Here is a 21770-nt window from a genome sequence, read left to right on the forward strand (position 1 = left end):
CCCCGGAGCGGCGCGGCTGCGCCGCTTGTTCAGGATGACGGCGCGTTTCCAACTGACCTCATCCGGTTAGCCCCGTGAGGATGCAGGGGCCGGCCGTACGTCTATCCACTCCATGATTGGACTGAACCGTGTCGTTACCTCGCCACAACCCGGACGGGTTGAAGACGCCGCGGGCCGCCGCGGTCGCCGGCATCCTGTTTTCGGTCCTGCTGCTCCTGGCGGTCCTGCTCGTCCTGCAGACCCTGCGCCTGCACCCGCGCGATCCGGGCGAGTGGCTCGGGGCGCAGTCCTGGAAGGTCGCCCTGGCGCTGAACCTGATCCCCTTCGCCGGCATCGCCTTCCTCTGGTTCATGGGCGTGCTCCGCGACCGGATGGGAGCACAGGAGCACAAGCTGTTCGCGACGGTGTTTCTCGGTAGCGGGCTGCTCTTCGTCGCGATGCTGTTCACCGCCGCCGCCGCCATCGGTGCGATCCTGATCACCCATGCGGCGCTGCCGCGAGAGCTCTCCGGGTCGGTGACCTTCACCCTGGCGCGGGCCTTCGCCTACAACCTGACGAGCATCTACGCGATGAAGGTCGCCAGCGTCTTCCTGCTGACGGCCTCGACCATCGTGCTACGCACTGGGATCACCGCACGTTGGACGGCCATGGTCGGCTATGCCGCCGCAGCGTTCATCCTGCTCGGCAGCCATGCCGTCGACTGGGCGTTCCTGGTTTTTCCGCTCTGGGTTCTCATCGTCAGCGGGGACATCCTGCTGCGCGAATACGGGCATGCCGGGCCGTCGTCCTGAAAAGTGCCTCCGCCCCGTCACGGCCTCGGCTCCGAGAGCGCGCGCACCGCATCCTCGAGCTCATCGAAGGCGAGCGTCGCATCGGGACCGTCGAAGAGCCCCGCGCGCTGCAGAATCTCGCGAGGCTCCTTGTGGAGCTCGGCGATCGCGAAGGCGAGCCCCAGCTCGGCCAGCTCGGCCCGCAGCTGCCGGAGCATCGCGGCCGCCGTCGAGTCGATCTGTGCCACGGCGCCGGCATCGAGTACGAGCCATGCCGTGCCGGCCGGCGTTTCGCGAGCGATCGCCTCGAAGCGCTCGCGGACATAGTCGGCATTGAAGAACAGGATGCTGCCCTGGACCATGAACAGCACCATCCCAGGCAGCGGCGTCGCATTCGCAGTCCGGTGCAGCTTATAGAATCCCGGACGGCCCGGAATGCGCCCGAGCAGGGCGTCGCGCGGGCGCATCTCCTTGAGCAGGACGTGAAGCAACGTGCCGGCGATCGCGATGACCACGCCGCTGAGGACACCGAGACTGATGGCGCCCCACATGCTGATCAGCGCGAAGGCGAATTCCACGCGGCTGACACGCCAGATCTCCCGAAGGCCCTGAACGTCGATCAGGTTCAGAGCGGCGAAGGCCAGGATCGCGCCCAGCGCCGGGTTCGGCAGAAGACGCAGCGCGTCGTTGAGAAAGAGCAGCAGGCTCGTCAGCGCAAGGGCCGCAACCAGCCCCGAGACCTGCGAACGGGCGCCCGCCGAGATATTTATCGCGGTTCGCGAGTCCGAAACCGTGACCGGGAAGCCACTGAACAAGCCGGAGAAGATGTTCGCGGTACCAAGCCCGGTCAGTTCCCGGTCCGCATCGATCTCGAAGTGATCCTTGGCTCCGAAGCTGCGGGCTGCGACAAGGCCCGAACTGACGGCGACGAGCCAGATCGCAGCGGCGCCGAGCAGGAGGTCGGTGAGAGGCAACCGGGAGATGTCGGGAAGCGCGAGCGCCGGCATACCGCTCGGCAGGCTGCCGATCACCTTCATGCCGCGGCCCTCGAGATCGAACAGGGCCGAGCCGACACCGGCGAGAATCACCACGACCAGCGGCCCGGGAATTGGCGAACGCAGGCGTGCCAACAGAACGAGCAGCCCGAACATCGCACCACCGAACATGACGGATGGCCAATGGATCAGGCCAACCTTCCGGAGGATTTCGGCGAGCGGCTGCATCAACCCGTCCGACTCGATCCGCACCCCGGTGAAGCGGCCGATCTGACCGACCAATATCGAAATCGAAATCCCGGAGATGAAGCCGATCAGGATCGGGCGGGACAGGAAGGAGGCGACCACCCCGAGACCCAGCCTCCCCGCGAAGATGCACATGACGCCGACCATGAGTGCCAGCGCCGCAGCGGCCGCGACACGGTCCGCCGGATTGTCGAACCGCATGTTTGCGAGCGCCGCGGCCAGGACCGTCATCGTCGCCGCGTCGGGCCCGACCATCAGCTTGTGCGACGGCCCGAGCAATGCGTAGCCGACCAGCGGCAGGATGCTGGCATAGAGCCCGACTTCGGCCGGCAATCCTGCGATCGCGGGGTAGGCGATGGCGCTGGGAATGGCGACCGCCGCGACCGCAAGCCCTGCCGTCAGGTCGAAGCGCAGCCATTCCAGCCTGTAACCCCGCATGCCGCTCAAAATTGGAAGGCGGACGCTCATGGGCACCTCTCCTGGAGAGCGCGCATCCCCGCCATCGGGGCGCTATCGCGCCAAATCGGCCAAGTCGTCTCGTGCGGCTGCCGCCTTGGCGAGCGCTGTCTTGGGATCGATGTCGCAGGCAGCTGCAGCGAGCCCGGCCGCAAAAAGCGTCTGCTCGCTTTGGCTCTCCCCCGCGCTCTCCAGGGCATAGGCCAGCGCGATGGCATGGCCGCTCCGGGCATCGTTGAGCCCGCCGAGCAGGTCCTGCATCCGTGTCAGCTTGACGAGGAGCTTCCCGCTTCGCTTGGCGCCGATCACCGGACGAAAGGCCTCGATGGCGTAGCGCAGCTTCTTGGCGCCAACCCGGATGTCGTGCTGGCGGTCGGGAGCGCAGCGCTCCAGATGCCGGCTCGCCTTCAGGAAGGCCTGGAGGCGGCGGTGGAGGCGATCCTGCACGAACTCCGCGACAGGGCCAGCGCGCAGCTCGGCGTGCTTGGCCGAGATGGATTGTGAGCCGGACAATGCGGCCAAACTTCCGATGAGATCGAGGCAGAAGTCGAGCATCGCGGGCGACCGCCCAAACCCTAGGATGTTGGCATGGGCCTCGCGGCGGCGGCGCTCGAAAGCCTCGATGAGCGCATCCACCCCTGGTGCATGGGGATGGCCAAGCCGCAGAGGCTCCAGCACGCCATCGCAGAAGACATCGAGCTCGCGGGCGCCTCCGAGAAATTGCGCAAGCGAACGCAGGCGACCGGACAGGGCCGCCGCCTCCGGGCCGAGGATCGGCTTGAGGAACCACAGGATTGCGCGCAGCCGCCTGAGCCCGATCCGCCCGCGGTGTAATGCGTCCTGCCCGCCGCCGGAGGGCAGCAGCGCAAGATTGTCCATGAGAGCCGCCGCAGAGTTCCGGCAGATGCTGTCCGCAGCCTCCTGCATGGTCATCCCATCGCGGAGATCGCCAGCGGAATCACCGCCCGGATCCTCGCGCTGCGCATGCAGCAGCTGGAAGCCATTCTCACCATGCGAGCGCAGGGTAGGGGTCGCCGATACCTTCGCGGAAAGCTCGCGCGCCAGATCGAAGAGGGCGGCGGGCGAGCTTTCCGCGAAGGTATCGGCGACGCGTTCCAGCCGCAGCTCGCAGATGCGCTCGATGCCGCCGCCCGCTGCAATCGTTCCGCTATCCAGGCTTGCGACTATGCTGGCGCCATCGCGGTCGATGACGCTCGTACCACGACGGAGATCGAGGTCGAACACCGGCAGCAGCTTACCGAGTGCCCGACCACCGAGGCGCGTTTCGAGCGGCGTTGCCGCGACCGATTTCCGGGTCGGCGCGTCGCCCTCGACGTCCTTGGTCCAGCAGGGGGCTGCGGACAGCACCGAGACGCTACCGGCCGCCTCGATACGCTGGACGCGCTTTCGCCCCTGTACACGAACGGACAGCCGATAACCCGCGCGACGAAGCTTTTCGCGCCTTGTATCGTAGTAGACGGTTCTGAAGGCTTTCGCGCGCCCCGCTGCCTTCGCGCCCGCGGCCCGCAGGAGCTTCAGGACCAGGCGCCGGTCGCCTTCGGCGAAGCGCAGCCTCAGCATCTTGGTGCCCGGATCGACGCGATCCTGATCCGTGAGAGGCGACAACGAGCGGTCCATCACTGCCAAAGCCCGGCCTTCATCACGCTACTGCTTCTCCGACGCGACCTTCTCCCAGCCCTTGTCCGGATTGAAGCTTTGCATGCGGGCCGCAATGCGGCCGGTGCCGGGACCGAGGTCTTTTTGATAAACCGTGCCCGCGTGATTGAGCATGAAGCTCATCACCCCGGACCTTCCATATTCCGCCGGATAGGCCAGGAGGGCGAAGCCTCCGATCATCCTGCCCCCCGCGACATAATCGATGGCGCCGCCGGGTGCCGCAGGTCCCTGCCGCTTCAGGACCTTGTAATAGTAGCCGTGGAAGGGGCTTCGCGTCTCGCCCGCCCGGTAGCCTTCCGCAGCTGCTTCCGCAGCGAGCTCTCCGAGGGGACTGCGCTCTTCGCCCGCCGCACTGTCCCAATAGAGGCCATCCCTGGCATTGGCGCGGCTGATGATCCTCTGCGCATAGATGCCGGCGCCCTGGCCGGTACGGTCCTTGGCTGCATACTCCTGCTGCGCATCGAAGAAGGCGAGGCTGGCCTGGATCGTGGCGAGCTCGTTGCGGCCGATCCGCCGGGCAATGATCTCCTTGCGGCCGGCTTCGACATCGAACTTCCAGCCACCACCGCTGCGCATGATCGGGATCGGGAACGGGAATTCGTCCGGCCCCACCAGCAGCGTCGCCGTATCCGCCTTCTCGCTGACCGTGTGACGGCTGTCATAGGCCTCGAGGAAGCGCCGGCGGTCGGAGGCATCGGCAACCGCGTCGCCGGAGGACAGGACATCACGCCCGGCGCCGCCCAGGATGGCGCGCAAGCGCTTCGCATCGCTGCCGCGCGCCGCCTCGACCAGTGCCGACGCCGCCTCGGCCGGCGATTTGAAGGCTTCCTGGGCACTCGCGCCGGTCGCCAACGCGAGAGTTCCGGCCGCGCTCCCGCAGAGCAGACAAAGGAGCAGGCGCGCCGCTGACCATGCGATCATCATGGAACTGCATCCCCACCATCCGATACCGGCCTGATGCCGGCGATCCTTATCAATGCCAGGCGCCTCCGGCCGGCAGCCGCGCCCCGGACGCCTTCCATTGCTCGAGGGTCTGGAAGGGCACGCCGAGCCGGCGGTAGTCGACCCGCAGATAGCCGTCCGCGCCGCGGTTCACCGCCCAGGGCGCGACACCCTGCACCTCCTGCGCGATCACGCCGACATAGGGCCGCTGCGAGCCGTTATAGGCGAAGCGGTAGAAGCCGATCCCGCTGTCGAGACGCCCGATCAGCATGATGTCGTGCTTGAGCTGGATGTCGGATCGCCGCCCGCCACCGCCGCCGCGTCCTCCGCCCCCTCCGCCACGTCCGCCACCCGCGCCGACCCGGCCTCCGCCGCCGTAACCACCACCGCCGACCCGGCCTCCGCCACCGTAACCGCCGCGCATTGCCGGACCGCCGGCCATGGCGCGCGGACTGGGCCCGCGCGCCATGCTGGCATGCCCGCGCTGCGACTGCAGGCTCGCGGCCCGGCCCGGCTGCATGTTGCCGAAGGCGCCATCGCGCGCCGGGCCGCCACGGTTGGCGCCGGCATTCGGGCGCTTGGGCTGGGTCGCGGCCCGCTGCCCGCCGCGCCCGCCATCGGCTCCCGGTCTTGCGCGCTCGCCTCCCGGACGATCCGCCCGGCTGCCGGCACCGGCACGATCTCCAGGCCCGCGATCAGGCCGATTGGCCGCGCTCGCGCGGTCTCCCGGCCTCTGCTCCGGCCGGACCCCTGCCGCAGCTCCGGCGCCCCCGAGACCGCCTTCGGGACGGAGCACCTGGTCGCCGCCGCGCCCGCGAAAATCCATCCGCCCCTCGGCCCCAGACCTCAGATTGTTGTTGCCCGCAAAACGCTGCTGGACGTTGTTGTTGCGGTACTGGACGCCGTGGCGATGCTGGGGATTGTGCTCCCAATGCGTCACGCGATTGCGGTCGACATTGATGTTGTTGTTGTTCCAGTTGACGTTGCCGCCCCAGTAATTGCCCGTGTTCCAGCGCCCCAGCGCGTAGCCCGCCCCGAATGCAAGTCCGGTCGCGACGACGCCCGCCGCGATGTAGCCGGTATAAGGGAAGTAATAGGGTGGATAGGTTGGATTGGGCCAGGAACCGTAGACCACTCCGGGATCGTAATACGGCACATAGACCGTCCCCGGCTGTGTAGGCTCGATCACGATCGTCTGCCGGCCGCTTTCCTGTCGGACGCTGACCGTCTGCTGGGAACCGGACGAGAGCTTCTTGGCATCATAGGCACGTGTCCGCATCCGCTGCACGCCATCCATCACATCGGGCTGCTGGGCGAGGACCGCGTCGCCCAGCTTCTGCGTCCAGTCGAGGTTCTTGCTCATCATCTCGAGCACGGAGGGGGTGGCGACGAGCGACTTCACGCTGACGTCCCAGGGCTGTTTCTCGGCCGCGGCCTTCAGCGCATCCCCCTTGAGCTTCTTGTTGGAACTCACCCATCTGTCGGCCTGGACCACCTCGAGCGGATAGGTCGAGGCCATCAGCACCTGCGCCAGCAGCGTGTCGGGATAAAGCGCGATCGGCGCGACGAGCGCGTCCAACTGCGCGCTGCTCAGCAACTGCTCGCTTTGGTCCGCCGGAGCGCCGGCCGGCGGTTGAGGCTGAGGCTGAGGCGAAGACGTCTGCGCGAGCGGCTGGGACACCAGCCCACAAGCGACGACGCAGGCCAGCACGATACGCGCAGACATGGCTTTCTCCCGTGGAAGGGCGCCGGCGTCAGCGACGCTCCCGAGCTCTTCAAGACACATGAACCGGCTGAGTCCGGAAAGGCACTCACCGGCCGCAGAAGGGCCGTTCACCTCTTCGACGCATAGGCCTTCTCGGCTTCCTGAAAGGAACGAAAGGCCTCGACATTGGCGCGACCGGCCCGGATCGCCTCGTCCATCCGGCCGTCATGCTTCATGGCGTAGTCCTCGAGGAACACATCCATGACGCAGCCTGCCGTTCTGTTGCAGGCGAAGGCATCGTTCTGACCGGCGGAGGCAAGAAGCGCGGCCGTCGCCAAGATGCCTCCCAAGACAATTCGACTGATCATGACGCTAACTCCCGCACCGGCGGCGGCCAGGGCGACGCTGATGGTTCGGTGCGCAGTCAGCCTGCCCCGGCATATGCCGGCGCCTGATCTTAAACGAATGAGCGCGGCAAGAACTTGTCCCCAAGGACAATACGTCCGGCGCAACGCTTGTGCCGAACCTCGGTTCACCGTGCTTGGAAGCTGGCCTGAAATCCATCATGTGGTTTCGAGGATTATCATCCCGACGCGTCATTCCGGGTCGGCGCCGCATGCGCGGCTTGTCCGAATGACGAAGAGATTGATGACAGGCAATCGGAGGACCGAGCGCCGGCGGTTGCGAAACTCTTAAACTGGGCCAGCATAGTCCCCAGCGCAGGGCGGGTCGCAGCGCGCCCGGACAAACGGAATGGAACAGGTATCCCGATGGGCCTTCGCTTCATCTTCATGCTCACACGCAACGACCGCACGGTCAGCGATGCGGTGGAGCAGCTTCGGACGGCCTTGGCTCTCGGAGTCCGGCATATCGGCTTCAAGGACATCGGCCTGCCGCTCGACAAGCTGAAAGCGCTCAACGCCGCCATCAAGGCAGGCAGCGCGACCTCCTATCTCGAAGTCGTCTCGCTCGATCGCGACAGCGAGATCGCGTCGGCGAGAGCCGCGGTCGAGATCGGTATCGACATTCTGCTCGGCGGGACGAGGGTCGACGACGTGCTGCCGATCATCGCCGGCACGGCGATCCAGTACTGCCCGTTCCCGGGCACGATCTCCGGACATCCGAGCGTTCTGGAGGGCAGCATCGACCAGATCGTCGCCAGCGCCAAGACATTGGCCGCACGCGACGGCGTGCACGGGCTCGACCTGCTGGCCTATCGCTCCCATGGCAACGTCCCGGCGCTGATCGAAGCGGTCTGCTCCGCGGTGTCGAAGCCCGTCTATGTCGCCGGATCGATCGATACGCCCGGCCGCATCGCCGCCTTGAAGCAGGCCGGGGCGGCGGGCTTCACGATCGGCACGGCCGCTCTCGACGGCAAATATCCGGCGAAGGACACAGACGTGCCGAGCCAGCTCGCGACGATCATCCGCGACGTCGCAATGCTCAACAGGCATATCTCGCCGTTCCACAAGGAGAACCTGAACAGCGCCTTCGGACGCTTTTCCGACAGCTGGCCTCCTCAGCTCGCCGCGGGGGTCAACAATCTGCAGATCAAGCTGGCGAAGTTCGAGGGCGAGGCCGGCTGGCATTTCAACGGCCAGGAGGACGAGGTCTTCTTCGTTCACAAGGGCAGGTTGCTGATGAAGTTCCGTGACCGCGACGAGGTCATCGCGGAAGGCGAGTTCATCGTCGTGCCGCATGGAGTCGAACGGTGTCCGACCGCGCTCGAAGGCGTCTGCGAGGTCGTCCTGCTCGAGATCGGCACGACGAATGGCGATCTCCCGATCAGGACACGAAATCGCAAAGCGAAATCCTGACTGCGGATTGATCCTGAAGCGTCGGCCCGAAAAGCCGCATGCAAGATCAAAGAACTGGATCATCGGGCCGAATACGATACTCGGTCCGATGATCTAGCGGGTAGCGCTTGCCTGAATCAGTTTGAACGATGCCTTCAGCCCTTCTTCGCCCTCACGCGCTTCAGCAAAGGCGACAGAAGCGGGCTCGCGACCAGCAGCACGGCCAGGCTCAGCACGACAGCGCCGATCGAGCTCGAATAGAAGATCGAGAATGAGCCCTGCGACATGGCCAGCGACTGGCGCAGGGCGTCTTCCGCCTTGTCCCCGATCACCATGGCGAGGATCAGCGGGGCCAGCGGATAATCGAGCTTTTTGGCGAAATAGCCGAGAATGCCGAAGAGCAGCAGCAGGATCAGGTCAAATCGCGCACCTGCCACTGTGTAGGCGCCGACGACGCAGATCACCATGATCAGCGGCGCGATGATGAAGAAGGGCACCCGCAATACCATCGTGAACAACGGCACGGTGGCGAGCACCAATACGACAGCGACGATGTTGCCGAGATACATCGAGGCGATCAGACCCCAGACGAAATCCTGCTGGGTTACGAACAGCATCGGCCCGGGCGTCAATCCCCACATCATCAGGCCGCCGAGCATCACCGCCGCCGTAGCCGATCCGGGGATGCCGAGGGCGAGCGTCGGCAGCATGGCGCAGCTTCCGGCCGAATGGTCCGCCGCCTCCGGCGCGATCACGCCTTCCGGCGCGCCGTGACCGAAGCGCTCCGGCGTGCGCGAGAAGCGCTTGGCGAAGCCGTAGCTCATGAAGGATGCGGCCGTCGGCCCGCCGGGCGTGACGCCCATCCAGCAGCCGACAGCGGTCGAGCGCAGCAGCGTCACCCAGTATTTCGGCATCTTGCACAGCGTCTCGAAGATCACGCGCGGGCGCATCTTGGCCGTGACGCCCTTGAACTTCAGGCCTTCCTCGACAGTCAGCAGCAACTCGCCGATGCCGAACAGCCCGATCACCGCGACCAGGAAGCTGACGCCGCGCATCAGCTCGATATGGTCGAAGGTCAGCCGCATCTCGCCCGAGACCGTATCGGTGCCGATCTGACCGAGCCCGAGCCCGAGCGCGATCATCGCGATGGTCTTGAACGGGCTGCCTGCGCCGAGACCGACGAAGCTGGCGAAGGCCAGCAGGAAGACGGCGAAAAATTCCGGCGGAGAGAACTTCATGGCGAAGTCGGCGACATGGCCGGAGAGCAGCGTGATCAGCACGACGCCGGCCAGCGCGCCGATGCCGGCAGAGAGGAAGGCGTAGCTCAGGGCCTCGGTCGCGGCGCCGTTGCGCGCCATCGGGTGACCGTCGAAGGTCGTCGCCACCGACGACGGTTCGCCCGGGATGTTGAACAGGATCGAGGTGGTCGAGCCGCCGAACAGCGCGCCCCAATAGATGCTGGTCAGAAGGATGATGGCCGCGAGCGGATCCATGGTCAGCGTCAGCGGGATCAGCAGGGTGACCCCGTTGGCGGCGCCGAGGCCGGGCAGCACGCCGACGAGCAGGCCAAGCATGACGCCGGCCGCCATGATCAGCAGATGCTCGAACGAAAGGACGTTCTGGAAGCCCTGGAACAGCAGTTCGGCGTTGCTCATGGGTCGATGTACTCGCTGCTCTGGATCATTGCGCCGTCGAAGACGCGGCCACGGACGATCTGCTTATCTGCCGGTGCGCTCGGGCCTTGATCAAGGATCGAGCCCGCCCACGAGTTCCGGCCTCACATCTGGCCGAAACCGTCTGGATCATCGGTCCGAAGCCCGATGATCCAGGTTTTTGTCCTCGCAGCGGCTTTCCCGAAAGCCGCATGCCACCTTTCGGGCCGATGCCTTAGTGGAGGCCCAGCCAGCTCTCGACCGGGCCCTTGAGCAGGTCGATCTGGAACCATTTCTCGAAGATGAAATACATGGCGACGACGGTAATGCTGGCGACGCCGACGCTGTGAACCGCCGAATAGCGCCCCTGGAGCAGCATCACCGCGCCGATATAGACGAAGGTCGGCACATAGAGGCCGAGCCAGTAGACAGCTGCGATATAGCCGAGCAGGGGCAGGAACAGCGTCACGACGCGGTGCGCTTCCGTGCGGTTGAGGAAGGTCGCGACGGTGCGGCCGCGCTTCCAGAGTGCCTCGCCGGCGATGCCGAGGCTGGCCAGCGCCAGCACGCAGGCCACGAGGAAAGGCACCTGGCCCGGCTCGGGGCCGGAATCGCTCCAGCCGATGCCGTGCCCGGTCGCGCCCGTGAGCAGGACGAGGGCGATGCCGAGCAGGACGCCGGCCATCGCCAGTTCCATGGTCAGGCGCGAGACGATCGGCCGTTCATCATCGGACATGAAATCTCATCCGCTTGGCGCGTGGGCAGGCGTCGGGCGCGCTTGTCGACGGGCGACCGGAGCATGCGGGCGCATGCTCCGAAGGGTTCGGGCTTCGGCCGGCACGGCGGTTGCCCGCCGGCCGCAGCGGCGCATCAATTGACCAGCCAGCCGTCCTTGGCGAACTGGACGCGGAAGCGCTTCTCGTCCTCGGCGATGTAGCTGCGCAGCTTGTCGCCGGTCATGAAGAAGTCCGACTGCACGCCGCGCGCCATCCACTCCTTCCATTCGGGCGTCTCGCGCACCTTGGCGAAGAGCTGCTCGTAATAGGCGATCTGCTCGGCCGAGACGCCGCCCGTCGTGAAGACGGTGCGCGGCATGTTGAACTCCTCGATCGGGATTCCGGACGCGGCACAGGTCGGGATGTCCGCCCAGGACACGTCGCCGGCGACCTTGTCGGTATAGGTGAAGCGCTGCTTGGCGAAGACGCAGAGCGGACGCACCTTGCCGGCCTGCCACTGGCCGATATTCTCGTTCGGGTTGTTGGTGTTGACCTCGACATGCCCGCCGGCGAGCTGGACCGCGACCTCGCCGCCGCTCTTGAACGGGATGTAGGTGACTCCGACACCCGTCGCGTTCTCGATCTGCCGAGCAAGGATGTGATCGGTGTCCTTTGCCTGGCTGCCGCCCCAACGGAAGGCCTTGCCCTTTTCCTTGGCCGTCGCGATCACGTCCTTGGCGGATTTGTAAGGGGCGTCGGTATGCGTCCACAGGATGAACTCGTCCGCCGCCATCGAGACCAGCGGGGTCAGGTCCTTCGATTCGTAGCCGACCTTGGCGACCAGCGGCACGAGCCACTGGTTATGGGTCGCGAAGAACAGCTTGTGCGGATCGACGCCCGACATCTTGCCATAGGTGAAGGATTCGGCGCCGGCACCGGCCGGCTTGTTGACGACCTTGATGCCGACCTTGGTGAGATCGTGCTTCTGGATCGCCGCCTGTACGACGCGTGCGAACTGGTCCGTGCCGCCGCCCGGCGAAGCGCCGACGACGAATTCGAGCGGCTTGGTCGGCTGCCACTCGGCCTGCGCGGTCGCCGGCGCGAGCGCTACGGCGAGCAGAATGCAGGATGCTGCGAGCTTGTTCATCGATTTCCTCCTTGAATGCGTTTCTTGATTTCGTTTTTGGTACTGCGGATCCGGCCTTTTGCGGCCGGATCCGCGATCGACCTTGCGGTCGTGCGGCGTCAGGCGCCGAAGAAAGCTGCGTCCTGCTCGCGTCGCAGCGTCAGCAGCGGATTCTGCTGGTCGATGGCGAGGTCGCCCCCCGTAACCATCGCGCCAGCCTTGACCGCACGGACGACCTCCGCGCCGACCGAGAGGTAGTACGGAACGGGGCTGTCCATGCCGAGGGCCGCGGCCGGCTGCAGCCGCGCCTCGATGTCGGGCAGGGTGTGCCGGGCGCCGAGCTCGAAGCGCTCGCCGACGGCGAAGTCGCGCTTGGCGACGGCGACGAGGTCCGTGTGCGGGGCCACGTCCGGCCCTCCGGTCGAGCGCCCTTCACCGAGCGCCGCCATGACCGAGATCGGCGCCTCGACGCCGAGCAGATGCACCGGGTTGTGCAGCAGCAGGTAGCGCCCGTCCGGGCTGCCGGGAATGCCCTTGCTGGCCAGCAACCGGCCGGTCGCCTGGTCCGGAGCCTCGACCACGACGAAGACGCCGCCGGCGAAGCTGAGCTCGTCCGGCCGGCGCATGCAGATGAAGCCGTCGACGATGCCGCTCTTCTCCAGCAGGCCGCCCTCGGAGCGCGGCCGGAAGATCGACGGCAGCTCGGTGGTGTGGGCGACGGGGAAGTGCAGCCCCGGCGTGTCCGGCATCAGGCCGGTATGGTTGGCGACGACCCCCATCTCGCACAGATCCGGCGGTGTCGAGGTCTCGAGTTGCGGATGGACGCGGGCCGCGAGGCGCGAGACGTCCCCGTCAAGCAAACGAAACGCGGCTTCGTCATGAAGCTCGACCGTCCGCCCCCAGGCGGTGAGGCTGCGCTGGGCGGGATCGTAGACATAATCGGACTCGCCCGCCTTGCCGGCCGTCACCACCGGCAGGCCGAGTGCGCGCGCCCGGTTGACGAGGCCGATCAGCAGGCTCGGCTGGTCGCCCTCGACCGGCGTATGGACGAGACCACGCGCCTTCGCCCGACGGGCCAGGATCGGTCCGACGACGCTCTCGGCCTCCTTGGTCGCCAGCGTGGTGTTGTAGCCGCTGTCCTGGGCGAGGGTCATCAGCATGGCGGCGAAGCGCGGATCGCCCGTCGCCTCGACCACCATCTTGAGCGGCAGGTCGCGCAATAGCTCAGGGTCAGCCACGACCACCAGCTTGCCGGCCTCGATCGCGGCGAGCGCAGCGGCGCGGCTGTCGCAGGACACGACGTCTCCGGCATCGCGGTTTGCCCGCGCGACCCGCAAGGCCCGCTCGACATCCCGGTCGCAGATCACGTCGAGGCGCAGGCTTGGAATGCGCCTGACCTGGGCGGCGAATGTCGCGCCGAATTCGCCGGCGCCGACAAGTGCGCACGAGCCTGCCCGATCGGCCCTGCCGGTAGTCATGCCTTACTCTCCCTCGAAATCTTATAGCTGTCAGACAGGATGACAATGCACACAAAACTCGCTATCGCAAGGCCTCAGGATCTATAATTTGCGCAGCGGCGGTGATCCTGCCGGGGGTGAGACATGGACAGCAACGCGCAAGATCGCAGCTCAAATCGCAGGCTGGTTCGCCAGAAGCTGCCGGAATCGCTCGCCCAACAATTACTGCGCGACATTCGTGGCGGCGTGTATCGCGACGGGGACCTGTTCCCATCCGAGCACGAGTTGATGGAGGTATTCGGCGTCGGCCGCTCGACCGTTCGCGAAGCGCTCGGCACCTTGACGCGACTCGGCTTCATCGATGTCCGCTCGGGGCAGCGCGGCCGCGTCCAGCACCCGACCGCCGAGCATCTGCTGACGTCGAGCAACGAGATCGCCCAATTCCTCGTCGCCGACCCGCTGGGCGCCGGCCAGTTCCACGAGTTCAGGCAGGTGATGGAGGTGGGCATGGCGCGACGCGCCGCCGAGCTCGTCAGCGCCAGCTTCGTCGAGCGGCTGCACGAGATCCTGGAGCGCAACCGTGCCGCGATCAGCGACCAGCCGCGCTTCGTCGAGACCGATTTCGAGTTTCACCAGGCGATCAGCACCGTGACCGACAACCCGGTCTTCCCGGCTTTCATCAAGGCGATGAGCACCTGGCTCTACGCCCAGCGCACCGCGACTGCGTCCTTCGGTGCCGAGGAACAGTGCCGGATCTCATACGAGTTCCACGAGCGAATCTTCCACGCGATCGCCGCCGGCGATTCCGATGTCGCGGGCCGCGAGATGAGCGCGCATCTGTCTCAGGTCAACGACGTGTTTCTGCGGTCATCGTAGCATCAGCGCCAAGGCGCATCGGACGCGCGGCGCCACGAAGGCTGACCTCTGCGACTGCATCGCGCGCCTTTACAAAACGGTCCGCAGGCACTCGACCAGCGGCCGTCTCGGCCCGGCCGCGATCGAAAAAAGCGGAATGAGCTTGACTGGCCGTCGGCACCGGCTCGCTTCAACCAACCCAGCTTTGGCCCGGCCTTGCCACCAGGAACCGATCGTTCGGGACGGCTCGCCTTGCAAGCGCACGGCTGAGATCGAGGGCCGGCTGCTCGACCCCCTCGTCGGTCAGTTGAAACGTCCCCCAGTGAAATCCGAGGGCCTGTCTTGCACCGAGCAGCCGGAAGGCCTGAACTGCGTCGTCCGGGTTCATGTGTTGGTCCGCCATGAACCAGCGCGGCTCATATGCGCCGATCGGCAGGAGCGCGAGGTCTATGTGCCGATGTCGCGCAGCGACCGCCCGGAAGATTCGTCCGTCGCCGAGCCCGGTATCACCTGCGAAATAGACCGTCCGGCCAGGGGCCGTGAGCACGAACCCTGCCCAGAGCGCATGGTTGCGATCATTCAGGGTTCGCGCGGACCAATGCTGGGCCGGCACCGCCCTGGCGGTCACGCCGGGCCCCAGCACGGTCCGCTCGCCCCAGTCCAGCGTCGTGACCGCGATCGCCGGATCCCGCGCCCTGATGATCGCATCGTTGCCGAGCGGGGCCACGATCAGCGGCCGGTCCCGGCGCCAAAGGCGCTCGATCGTCGGCAGGTCGAGATGGTCGTAGTGATTATGCGAGATCAGGACGGCGTCGATCCGGGGAAGATCCGCGAAGGCGATGCCCGGTGGATTATGGCGGCGCGGGCCCACGGTCGAAAACGGGCTCGCGCGCTCCGACCAGACCGGATCGGTGAGGATCGAGAGGCCGCCGATCTGGAGGAGGAAGGTCGCGTGGCCGACCATGATCGCGCGAAGCCCGCCCTGCGCAGGTCTCGGCGGGCGCGCGCCTGCGAAAGGGCTTGGATAGGGATAGGGCCAGCTCTGCCGGTCGCCGGTGAGGCGCCATCGCAACACGTCCGCGAGGCCCCGCGGCTCGGCTCTCCGTTGGGGATTGAAAAAGCGCTCACCATCGAAATGATCGCTGACCGGACCGGAATAGTAGAAGGTCCTGCCGGAGGGGCGGTCCGTCTCGGCAGGTCGTGCCTGCCCGGCTCCCACGATGCCACCGAGCATACCCAGAGCCAGCCGCCCGGCAGATCGTCTTGTACACCGCATCGATACCTGCCTCTCGTGATATTTACCGCATGATGATGTTGGCTGTTCGATAGCCCCGATAGCCTATACGTCATCAGAGCGGCTTTCAGGCGACATCTCAATGTCCGTAGCTAGCGCGCGAGGCTGACAGCGCGACGCGCAGAAGCCCGCTGGCACCCGCGATAGTCGGCGAACGGTGCGGGGCGATGTTTGCGGCTGATTGCAACTGTCGCGATTCGGGGTCCCTGCGACCTTTGAGAGCCGCGCCCCTACAGGCGCGCACATGACTCATTCAAAATGGGGTCTTCGGTCGCGTCGGCCAACGACCCGACACCGATGCGATTGGGTACCAAACGGGCGAGCACGAAAAAGGGTGGACCGGAGGGCGCCCTGTAGGGGCTGTTTTATCGTGCTAGGTGTCAGAGCTTCGATTCTGAAGGCATGAACCTTGACGGCGCTGGATTCTCGCTGAGCTGTCCTTCTCCCCGAATTGCGCCAAATTTCGCGTCCCCTTGCGGGACTGGGAGGGTGCATCCAAGAAGGACGAAGGCGGCCGATTTCCGCTGGGACCACGCTTGAAACGGCGCATCGCGCCGTTCGGTGGTCTTGCGGAACGGTCGACACGCGGGCGCGCTTCGTTGGTGTTGTCCGGCGGCACGCTCGTTGGGATGACGCTTATCGAAGCTGCGAGGAATGGTGACGCAGCTTGGTTGGCGCCCTGAACCCAATGGCTCTCTCTCGAATGAGAACCATGCGATCCACAGCTAGGTGACAGGCGGGAGCGGGGATCAGCTTGTCAACAAGCTTGGCCCGAACGGCGGCTGATGAGAAATCAGCCCGCCACCATTCTGGTAGGAGCTCAACAAATAGTTGAATGTTAAGAGAAAAATGGCGCGCCCGAAAGGATTCGAACCTCTGACCCTCAGATTCGTAGTCTGATGCTCTATCCAGCTGAGCTACGGGCGCGTATCGGGAAACGGCGACTGCCGTCCGGCCCGATGTCGGGGGAGATAGCCGCTCTCTCGCGCCTTGGCAACCCTCAAAGTCGTCTAGCTGGCGAAAGTTTCCCCAGCCCGCCCCCGCCCCTCGGCCGCAGCCGCAGCACGGCTCACCGGCGAGCGGGAGGAGCATCCTGAAATCACGCCGATGCGAAACAGACAAAGCGCTTGATCGAGCCGACCCCAGCCACGGAGTCGCCGCCACGCGGCCGGGTCATCCATCGGCTGCGGGGCCGTCAGTTCTCGACGAATTGCAGCCGGTGCAGCCGCGCATAGGCGCCCTTCCGCGCCAGCAATGTTTCATGGTTGCCGGTCTCGACGATCTTGCCTTCTTCCAGCACGACGATCAGGTCGGCCTCGCGGACCGTCGACAGGCGATGCGCGATGACGAGGGTGGTGCGGTCCTTCATCAACCTGCCCAGAGCCTGCTGGACGAGGCGCTCGGATTCGGCGTCGAGCGCGCTCGTCGCCTCGTCGAGCAGCAGGATCGGGGCATCCTTGAGAATCGCTCGAGCGATCGCGATTCGCTGGCGCTCGCCGCCCGAGAGCTTCTGCCCGCGCTCGCCGACGGAGGAATCATAGCCTTCCGGCATCCCCATGATGAAGTCGTGCGCTGCGGCATCCTTTGCGGCAGCGACGATCTCCGCCTCGCTCGCGCCCGGCCGCCCGAAGGCGATGTTGGCGCGGACCGTATCGTCGAACAGCACGACATCCTGGCTGACGACGCCAACCTGCGCGCGCAAGGAGGCGAGCGTCAGTTCGCGCAGATTCTGACCGTCGATCTCGACGCGGCCTTCGGAGGGATCGTAGAGGCGCGGCACCAGCGCCAGCAGCGTCGACTTGCCCGAGCCGGAGCGGCCGACCAGCGCTGTGGTCTTGCCGCCTTGAGCGACGAGGTCGATGCCCTCGAGCGCCCGCGCATCGTCGCGATAGCGGAAACGCAGCTGCTTGAAGGCGACCTCGCCGGCGCCGATCTGCAGCGGCCTGGCGTCGGGCCGCTCGACGATCATCGGCCGCTCGTCCATCAGCGCATAGTAGCGCTTCAACGAGGCGCCGGCCTCCTGGACGATGGCGTTGAGGTTGCCGAGGGAGCGCAGCGGCTGGGCCGCGAGCAGCAGCGCGGAGACATAGCCGGTAAAATCGCCGACCGTCGAGCCGCCCGAGGTGATGCGCACGCCGATCGCCGCCAGCACGCCGGCAACCGCCAGGCCACCGCCGACCTCGAGCAAAGGGTCGAGCCGGCCGCGCGCATTCGCCGCCTTCATCTTCAAGGCGCGGATGCGCTCGAAGGCAGCGGCGGCCCGGCCCTCCAGATAGGGCTCGAGCGTATCGGTCTTGGCCGCGCGGGCGCCCTGCAGGCTCTCTGTGACGAGGCTGGCCATCAGGCCGGTCTGCTCCTGCTGCGAGGTCGCCATGCGGCGCAGTTTCCGGCCGATACTGCCGATCGGCTGCGCCACGACGGGCGCGATCAGCAGTACCACCAGCGTCATCTGCCAATCGATCCAGAACATTGCCCCGACGAGGGCGATCGCCGTCAGCACGTCGCGTACGGCGATGTTGATCAGCCGCGTCAGCGCCTCCTTGACGAAGGTGAAGTCGGTGGTGAAGCGCTGCGTCAGCGAGGCCGGATTCTCGCGATGCAGCTGCGCGAGATCGGCCCGGATCAGATGTGAATAGAGCGCCGTCTGCATGTCGGCCTCGATCCGGCTGACGACGCTGTTGGTCATCACCGTCTGCGCGAGCAGCGAGAAGCCCTTGATCGCGGTGACGATCACCACCACGACCGCGACCGCGTTGACGACACCGATATCGATGCCGACCGATTTCGAGACGAGGCGCTCCATCCGCCGCACGAAGCCGGTCGCCTCGGCCGTCAGCGGATCGGCGAAGGCGTCGAAGGCCGCCTTGATCAGCAGCGGATAGAAGCTCGTCGTCGCCGCGATCACGACCACGAGACCCAGGATCATCGCCATCTGCGGCAGATAGGCTTTGACCTGCTCGCGCCAGACGCGGCGGAAAAGCGCGAGGGTGTCGTCGGTAACGCGGCCAATCTTCATGGCGCGCGACCTATCACGGAGGGGGCGAAGCGCCAATGGCCGGGATGTGGCGCGCGCGCAGGCCGGGCGCCCGGATCTTTGTGAGGAGAAGTCTTGCTCCAGACAAGAAGCTGTCGTCCCATGGCCACGACTGATTCAGGAAAGCGCGAGAGCCCATGCCCATCCATCCGCCGGCCCAGGTCGGCCAGAGTTTCGACGAGGTCGACACCCCGGCCCTCGTCCTCGATCTCGACGCCTTCGAGCGCAACCTGGTGACCATGGCCGCTTACACGCAAGGCCACGGTGTCCGGCTGCGTCCCCACGCCAAGACGCATAAGAGCCCGGAGATCGCGCTGCGCCAGATCGCCCATGGCGCGGTCGGCCAGTGCTGCCAGAAGGTCTCGGAAGCCGAGATCCTGGTCGAGGGCGGGGTCACGGACGTGCTCGTCAGCAACCAGATCGCGGGGGCGACCAAGCTCGACCGGCTGGCGCGGCTCGCCCGGCAGGCTCGGATCGGGCTTTGCGTCGACCATCTCGACGGCGTGCGCGAGGCGGCCGAGGCGGCCGCCCGCCAGGATGTCGTGCTCGACGTGCTTGTCGAAATCGATGTCGGCGGCCGGCGCTGCGGCGTCGCCCCCGGTGAGACCGCGGTGCGCCTGGCCGAGGCGATCGCGCGTAGCAACACACTGCGCTTCGGCGGCCTGCAGGCCTATCACGGCACGGCCCAGCACATGCGCTCGATCGACGAACGCCGCGAGGCGATCGAGCGCGCCGGGCTCGGCGCGCGCAACACGGTCGAGCGGCTGGCCCAGGTCGGGCTGACTTGCGGTGTCGTCAGCGGCGCCGGCACCGGCACCTTCGAGATCGAGAGCCAGTCCGGCATCTGGAACGAGATTCAGGCCGGATCCTACATTTTCATGGACGCCGACTATGCCCGCAACCGCCAGGCCGACGGCACGCCCTTCCGCACCTTCGAGCACGCCCTCTTCATTCTGAGCGGCGTGATGAGCAAGCCGGTACCGGATCGCGCGGTCGTGGATGCAGGGCACAAGGCCGCCAGCATCGATTCAGGCCTGCCGACCCCTTTTCGACGCGACGGCGTAGTCTACAGCAAGCCATCCGACGAGCACGGCATGCTGACAGGAGAGCCGATCGCCCTGCCGCATCGTGGCGACCGGCTGCTGCTGGTGCCGGGTCATTGCGACCCGACCGTCAACCTGCACGACTGGTATGTCTGCGTCCGCGGCCTGCACACGCCCGAGGCCCATGTCGAGGCGCTCTGGCCGGTCGCGGGGCGCGGCGCCCTGACCTGAAGCCTTGCTGGCCGAAATCGCGCTCTGGCTGGCGACGCCGGCCAGCCGCATGGCGCGGCGGCTCGGCCTGGTCTCCGAAAGCGTCGCGCTCTGGGCGCGCGGACGGCGCCAGCGCAAGGCCTGGGCAGGGCATCACGGGCGTTGCCGGGCGCTGATCGCCGAAGTCGTCGCGGAGCTTCCCCACCGGCGCGGCGTCGCCGTGCTTGGCTCCGGCCTGCTCCGCGACATCCCGCTCGCCTTGCTGCGCGAACGCTTCGAACGCGTGCTGCTGGTCGATGCCGTCCACCTGCCGCAAATCCGGCTGGCGGCGACCTTTCGCCCGGATGTCACCCTCGTCACGCGTGACCTGAGCGGCATCATGGACTGGCTCGGCGGGGAGCGCGACGGCCGCGTCGATCCGGTGGCCGATCTCGTCGCCGACGAGACGCTCGACCTGGTGATCTCGGCCAACCTGATGTCGCAACTCGGCTGGCCGGTCGAGGATTGGCTCGAGGACAACGCCGGGCCGTCCTCGGTGCTGCCACCGGACTTGCCGGCCCGCTGCATCGCCTGGCATCGCGACGACCTCGCGCGCTTCGGCTGCCGCGTCGTCCTGCTTACCGATGTCGAGACGGTGGAGCGCGACAGGGCCGGCACGGTCCATGACCGGTTCGACCTGATGCGCGGGGCCGCCCTCCCGCCGCATGACGAGGGCTGGGACTGGCAAGTCGTGCCGTTCGGCGAAGTCGAAGCCGATCGCGAGACGGTTCACAGCGTCCGGGCATGGCGAGATTTCGGCACCGCTTGCCGCCAGCTGCCGGAAGCAGATCGCTAGAGCGCGCAGGCTCCAGCAGAATCGGCCCGCACTATCGGTTCAGCCTGACCTCACCACTCCGCGCGAGATCGTAGCCGCCCAGTTCCCGCGCGCGGGCGGCCATCGCATCCCCGCGCATCCAGGACAGCAGCTTCTGCGTCGACGGCTCGAAATAGGTCCGGCGCCGCATCACCAGATCGACATGCTCCCAGACCAGCGGCAGGAAATCGAGGCCAAAGGCGGAGGCGATCGCCCGCGAGGCGATGCCGCAATCGGCCCGGCCGGTGCGGATCGCCAGGGCGAGGTCCTGCCCGGTGGCGCAGACGCCCTCTGCCAGCACCATCGCCTGCGCCGGAACAGCCTCACGTGCGATCAGGCTGTCGAGCAGGAGTTGCGCGCCCGCCCCCTTCTGCCGCCGCGCGAAGCGGGCCCGCGCTGCGACCGCAGAGGCCAGGCCGGCGAGCCGCAGCGGATTGTCCGGCGCAACCAGCAGCCCCTGCTCGCGCCGGGCAAAGCCGATCACCACCGCATCGAACAGGCTGGACTCGGCCCGGATCGCGGCCGGATTGGCCTCGTCGATGTCGGGGGTCGCATGGAGATGGATCGCCGCGATGGCGACCTCGCCACGGATCAGGCGGTCGAGCCCAGCCTGGGATCCCTCCGCCAGCAGCGCCAGGCCACAGCCGGAATCGCGCACCGCCACCTCCAGCAGCGAATCCTGGCTGCCCCCGACGATGGGCGGCGGGTTCGCAGGCTCCAGCCCCTCGGGCCGAGCCAGCCCCGCTTCCAGCCAGCGGTCGAGCGCGGCGCGCGGAAACAGCCATTTGCCGGTGACCTTTGTGCAGGGCACCGCCCCCTGCGCCACGAGCTCATAGAGCTTGCGGTCCTTGAGCCTGAGATAGCCGGCCGCTTCTTCCGTCGTGAAGTAAACCGGATCCTGCATGAATATGTCTTCGCCTGCGTTCTTTCCTGAATTGGCATT

Annotated in this window: 17 protein-coding genes and 1 tRNA gene; 5 read left to right on the top strand and 13 right to left on the bottom strand. The window is 66.7% G+C overall.

Annotated features, from left to right (window positions below):
* The first annotated feature begins 128 nt into the window (after window positions 1-128).
* Window positions 129-791: a hypothetical protein gene (locus ASE63_RS07260; protein WP_056798734.1), complete on the top strand. Its 663-nt coding sequence runs from the start codon at window positions 129-131 to the stop codon at window positions 789-791.
* Between the two features lie 17 nt (window positions 792-808).
* Here the strand turns inward: ASE63_RS07260 and ASE63_RS07265 are convergent, their stop codons facing one another.
* The 5 genes from ASE63_RS07265 to ASE63_RS28715 form a co-directional block, all read right to left on the bottom strand.
* Complete coding sequence (locus ASE63_RS07265; RefSeq protein ID WP_056798737.1) at window positions 809-2479, bottom strand: SulP family inorganic anion transporter; 1671 nt, start codon at window positions 2477-2479, stop codon at window positions 809-811.
* Window positions 2480-2521: 42 nt separating this feature from the next.
* On the bottom strand, window positions 2522-4093 hold the full coding sequence (locus ASE63_RS07270; protein WP_162261731.1) for a CHAD domain-containing protein: 1572 nt from the start codon (window positions 4091-4093) through the stop codon (window positions 2522-2524).
* 39 nt (window positions 4094-4132) lie between these two features.
* Window positions 4133-4996, bottom strand: a complete 864-nt coding sequence (locus tag ASE63_RS07275) for a DUF2950 domain-containing protein (protein ID WP_244491318.1) — start codon at window positions 4994-4996, stop codon at window positions 4133-4135.
* A gap of 121 nt (window positions 4997-5117) precedes the next feature.
* A complete protein-coding gene (locus ASE63_RS07280; protein ID WP_056798743.1) occupies window positions 5118-6812 on the bottom strand; it encodes a DUF3300 domain-containing protein in 1695 nt (564 codons plus the stop codon).
* Between the two features lie 107 nt (window positions 6813-6919).
* On the bottom strand, window positions 6920-7054 hold the full coding sequence (locus tag ASE63_RS28715; RefSeq protein ID WP_280137438.1) for a hypothetical protein: 135 nt from the start codon (window positions 7052-7054) through the stop codon (window positions 6920-6922).
* 507 nt (window positions 7055-7561) lie between these two features.
* Here ASE63_RS28715 and ASE63_RS28810 point away from each other — a divergent pair.
* Window positions 7562-8608, top strand: coding sequence for a cupin domain-containing protein (locus ASE63_RS28810; protein ID WP_056798750.1), 1047 nt, complete (start codon window positions 7562-7564; stop codon window positions 8606-8608).
* A 134-nt stretch (window positions 8609-8742) separates the two neighbouring features.
* On the opposite strand, the gene ASE63_RS07295 is transcribed toward ASE63_RS28810, so the two are convergent.
* The 4 genes from ASE63_RS07295 to ASE63_RS07310 form a co-directional block, all read right to left on the bottom strand.
* Window positions 8743-10242, bottom strand: a complete 1500-nt coding sequence (locus ASE63_RS07295) for a tripartite tricarboxylate transporter permease (RefSeq protein ID WP_056798753.1) — start codon at window positions 10240-10242, stop codon at window positions 8743-8745.
* A 232-nt stretch (window positions 10243-10474) separates the two neighbouring features.
* Window positions 10475-10975: a tripartite tricarboxylate transporter TctB family protein gene (locus ASE63_RS07300; RefSeq protein WP_056798756.1), complete on the bottom strand. Its 501-nt coding sequence runs from the start codon at window positions 10973-10975 to the stop codon at window positions 10475-10477.
* A gap of 134 nt (window positions 10976-11109) precedes the next feature.
* A complete protein-coding gene (locus ASE63_RS07305) occupies window positions 11110-12102 on the bottom strand; it encodes a tripartite tricarboxylate transporter substrate-binding protein (protein WP_056798759.1) in 993 nt (330 codons plus the stop codon).
* A gap of 98 nt (window positions 12103-12200) precedes the next feature.
* A complete protein-coding gene (locus ASE63_RS07310) occupies window positions 12201-13559 on the bottom strand; it encodes a hypothetical protein (RefSeq protein WP_056798761.1) in 1359 nt (452 codons plus the stop codon).
* A gap of 123 nt (window positions 13560-13682) precedes the next feature.
* Here ASE63_RS07310 and ASE63_RS07315 point away from each other — a divergent pair, with 123 nt between their 5' ends.
* On the top strand, window positions 13683-14414 hold the full coding sequence (locus ASE63_RS07315; RefSeq protein ID WP_056798764.1) for an FCD domain-containing protein: 732 nt from the start codon (window positions 13683-13685) through the stop codon (window positions 14412-14414).
* Between the two features lie 169 nt (window positions 14415-14583).
* Here ASE63_RS07315 and ASE63_RS07320 read toward each other — a convergent pair whose 3' ends face one another.
* From ASE63_RS07320 to ASE63_RS07330, 3 genes are all read right to left on the bottom strand, one after another.
* On the bottom strand, window positions 14584-15468 hold the full coding sequence (locus tag ASE63_RS07320; protein WP_244491319.1) for an MBL fold metallo-hydrolase: 885 nt from the start codon (window positions 15466-15468) through the stop codon (window positions 14584-14586).
* Between the two features lie 1069 nt (window positions 15469-16537).
* Window positions 16538-16614 (bottom strand) — tRNA-Arg (locus ASE63_RS07325).
* Window positions 16615-16882: 268 nt separating this feature from the next.
* The gene (locus ASE63_RS07330) at window positions 16883-18703 is read right to left on the bottom strand and encodes an ABC transporter ATP-binding protein (RefSeq protein ID WP_056798767.1); all 1821 of its coding nucleotides are present in this window, start codon (window positions 18701-18703) and stop codon (window positions 16883-16885) included.
* Window positions 18704-18858: 155 nt separating this feature from the next.
* Between ASE63_RS07330 and ASE63_RS07335 the strand changes: the two genes are divergently transcribed.
* Together ASE63_RS07335 and ASE63_RS07340 are read left to right on the top strand one after the other, a co-directional pair.
* Window positions 18859-19995 (top strand): DSD1 family PLP-dependent enzyme, encoded by a 1137-nt coding sequence (locus ASE63_RS07335; protein WP_056798770.1) that lies wholly within the window; start codon window positions 18859-18861, stop codon window positions 19993-19995.
* Window positions 19996-19999: 4 nt separating this feature from the next.
* Window positions 20000-20809 (top strand): hypothetical protein, encoded by an 810-nt coding sequence (locus ASE63_RS07340; protein ID WP_056798773.1) that lies wholly within the window; start codon window positions 20000-20002, stop codon window positions 20807-20809.
* A gap of 31 nt (window positions 20810-20840) precedes the next feature.
* On the opposite strand, the gene ASE63_RS07345 is transcribed toward ASE63_RS07340, so the two are convergent.
* A complete protein-coding gene (locus ASE63_RS07345; RefSeq protein ID WP_056798776.1) occupies window positions 20841-21731 on the bottom strand; it encodes a helix-turn-helix transcriptional regulator in 891 nt (296 codons plus the stop codon).
* Window positions 21732-21770: the final 39 nt, after the last annotated feature.

Origin of the sequence: Allobosea sp. Root381, from assembly GCF_001429395.1 — a bacterium.
Taxonomy (GTDB): Bacteria; Pseudomonadota; Alphaproteobacteria; order Rhizobiales; family Beijerinckiaceae; genus Allobosea.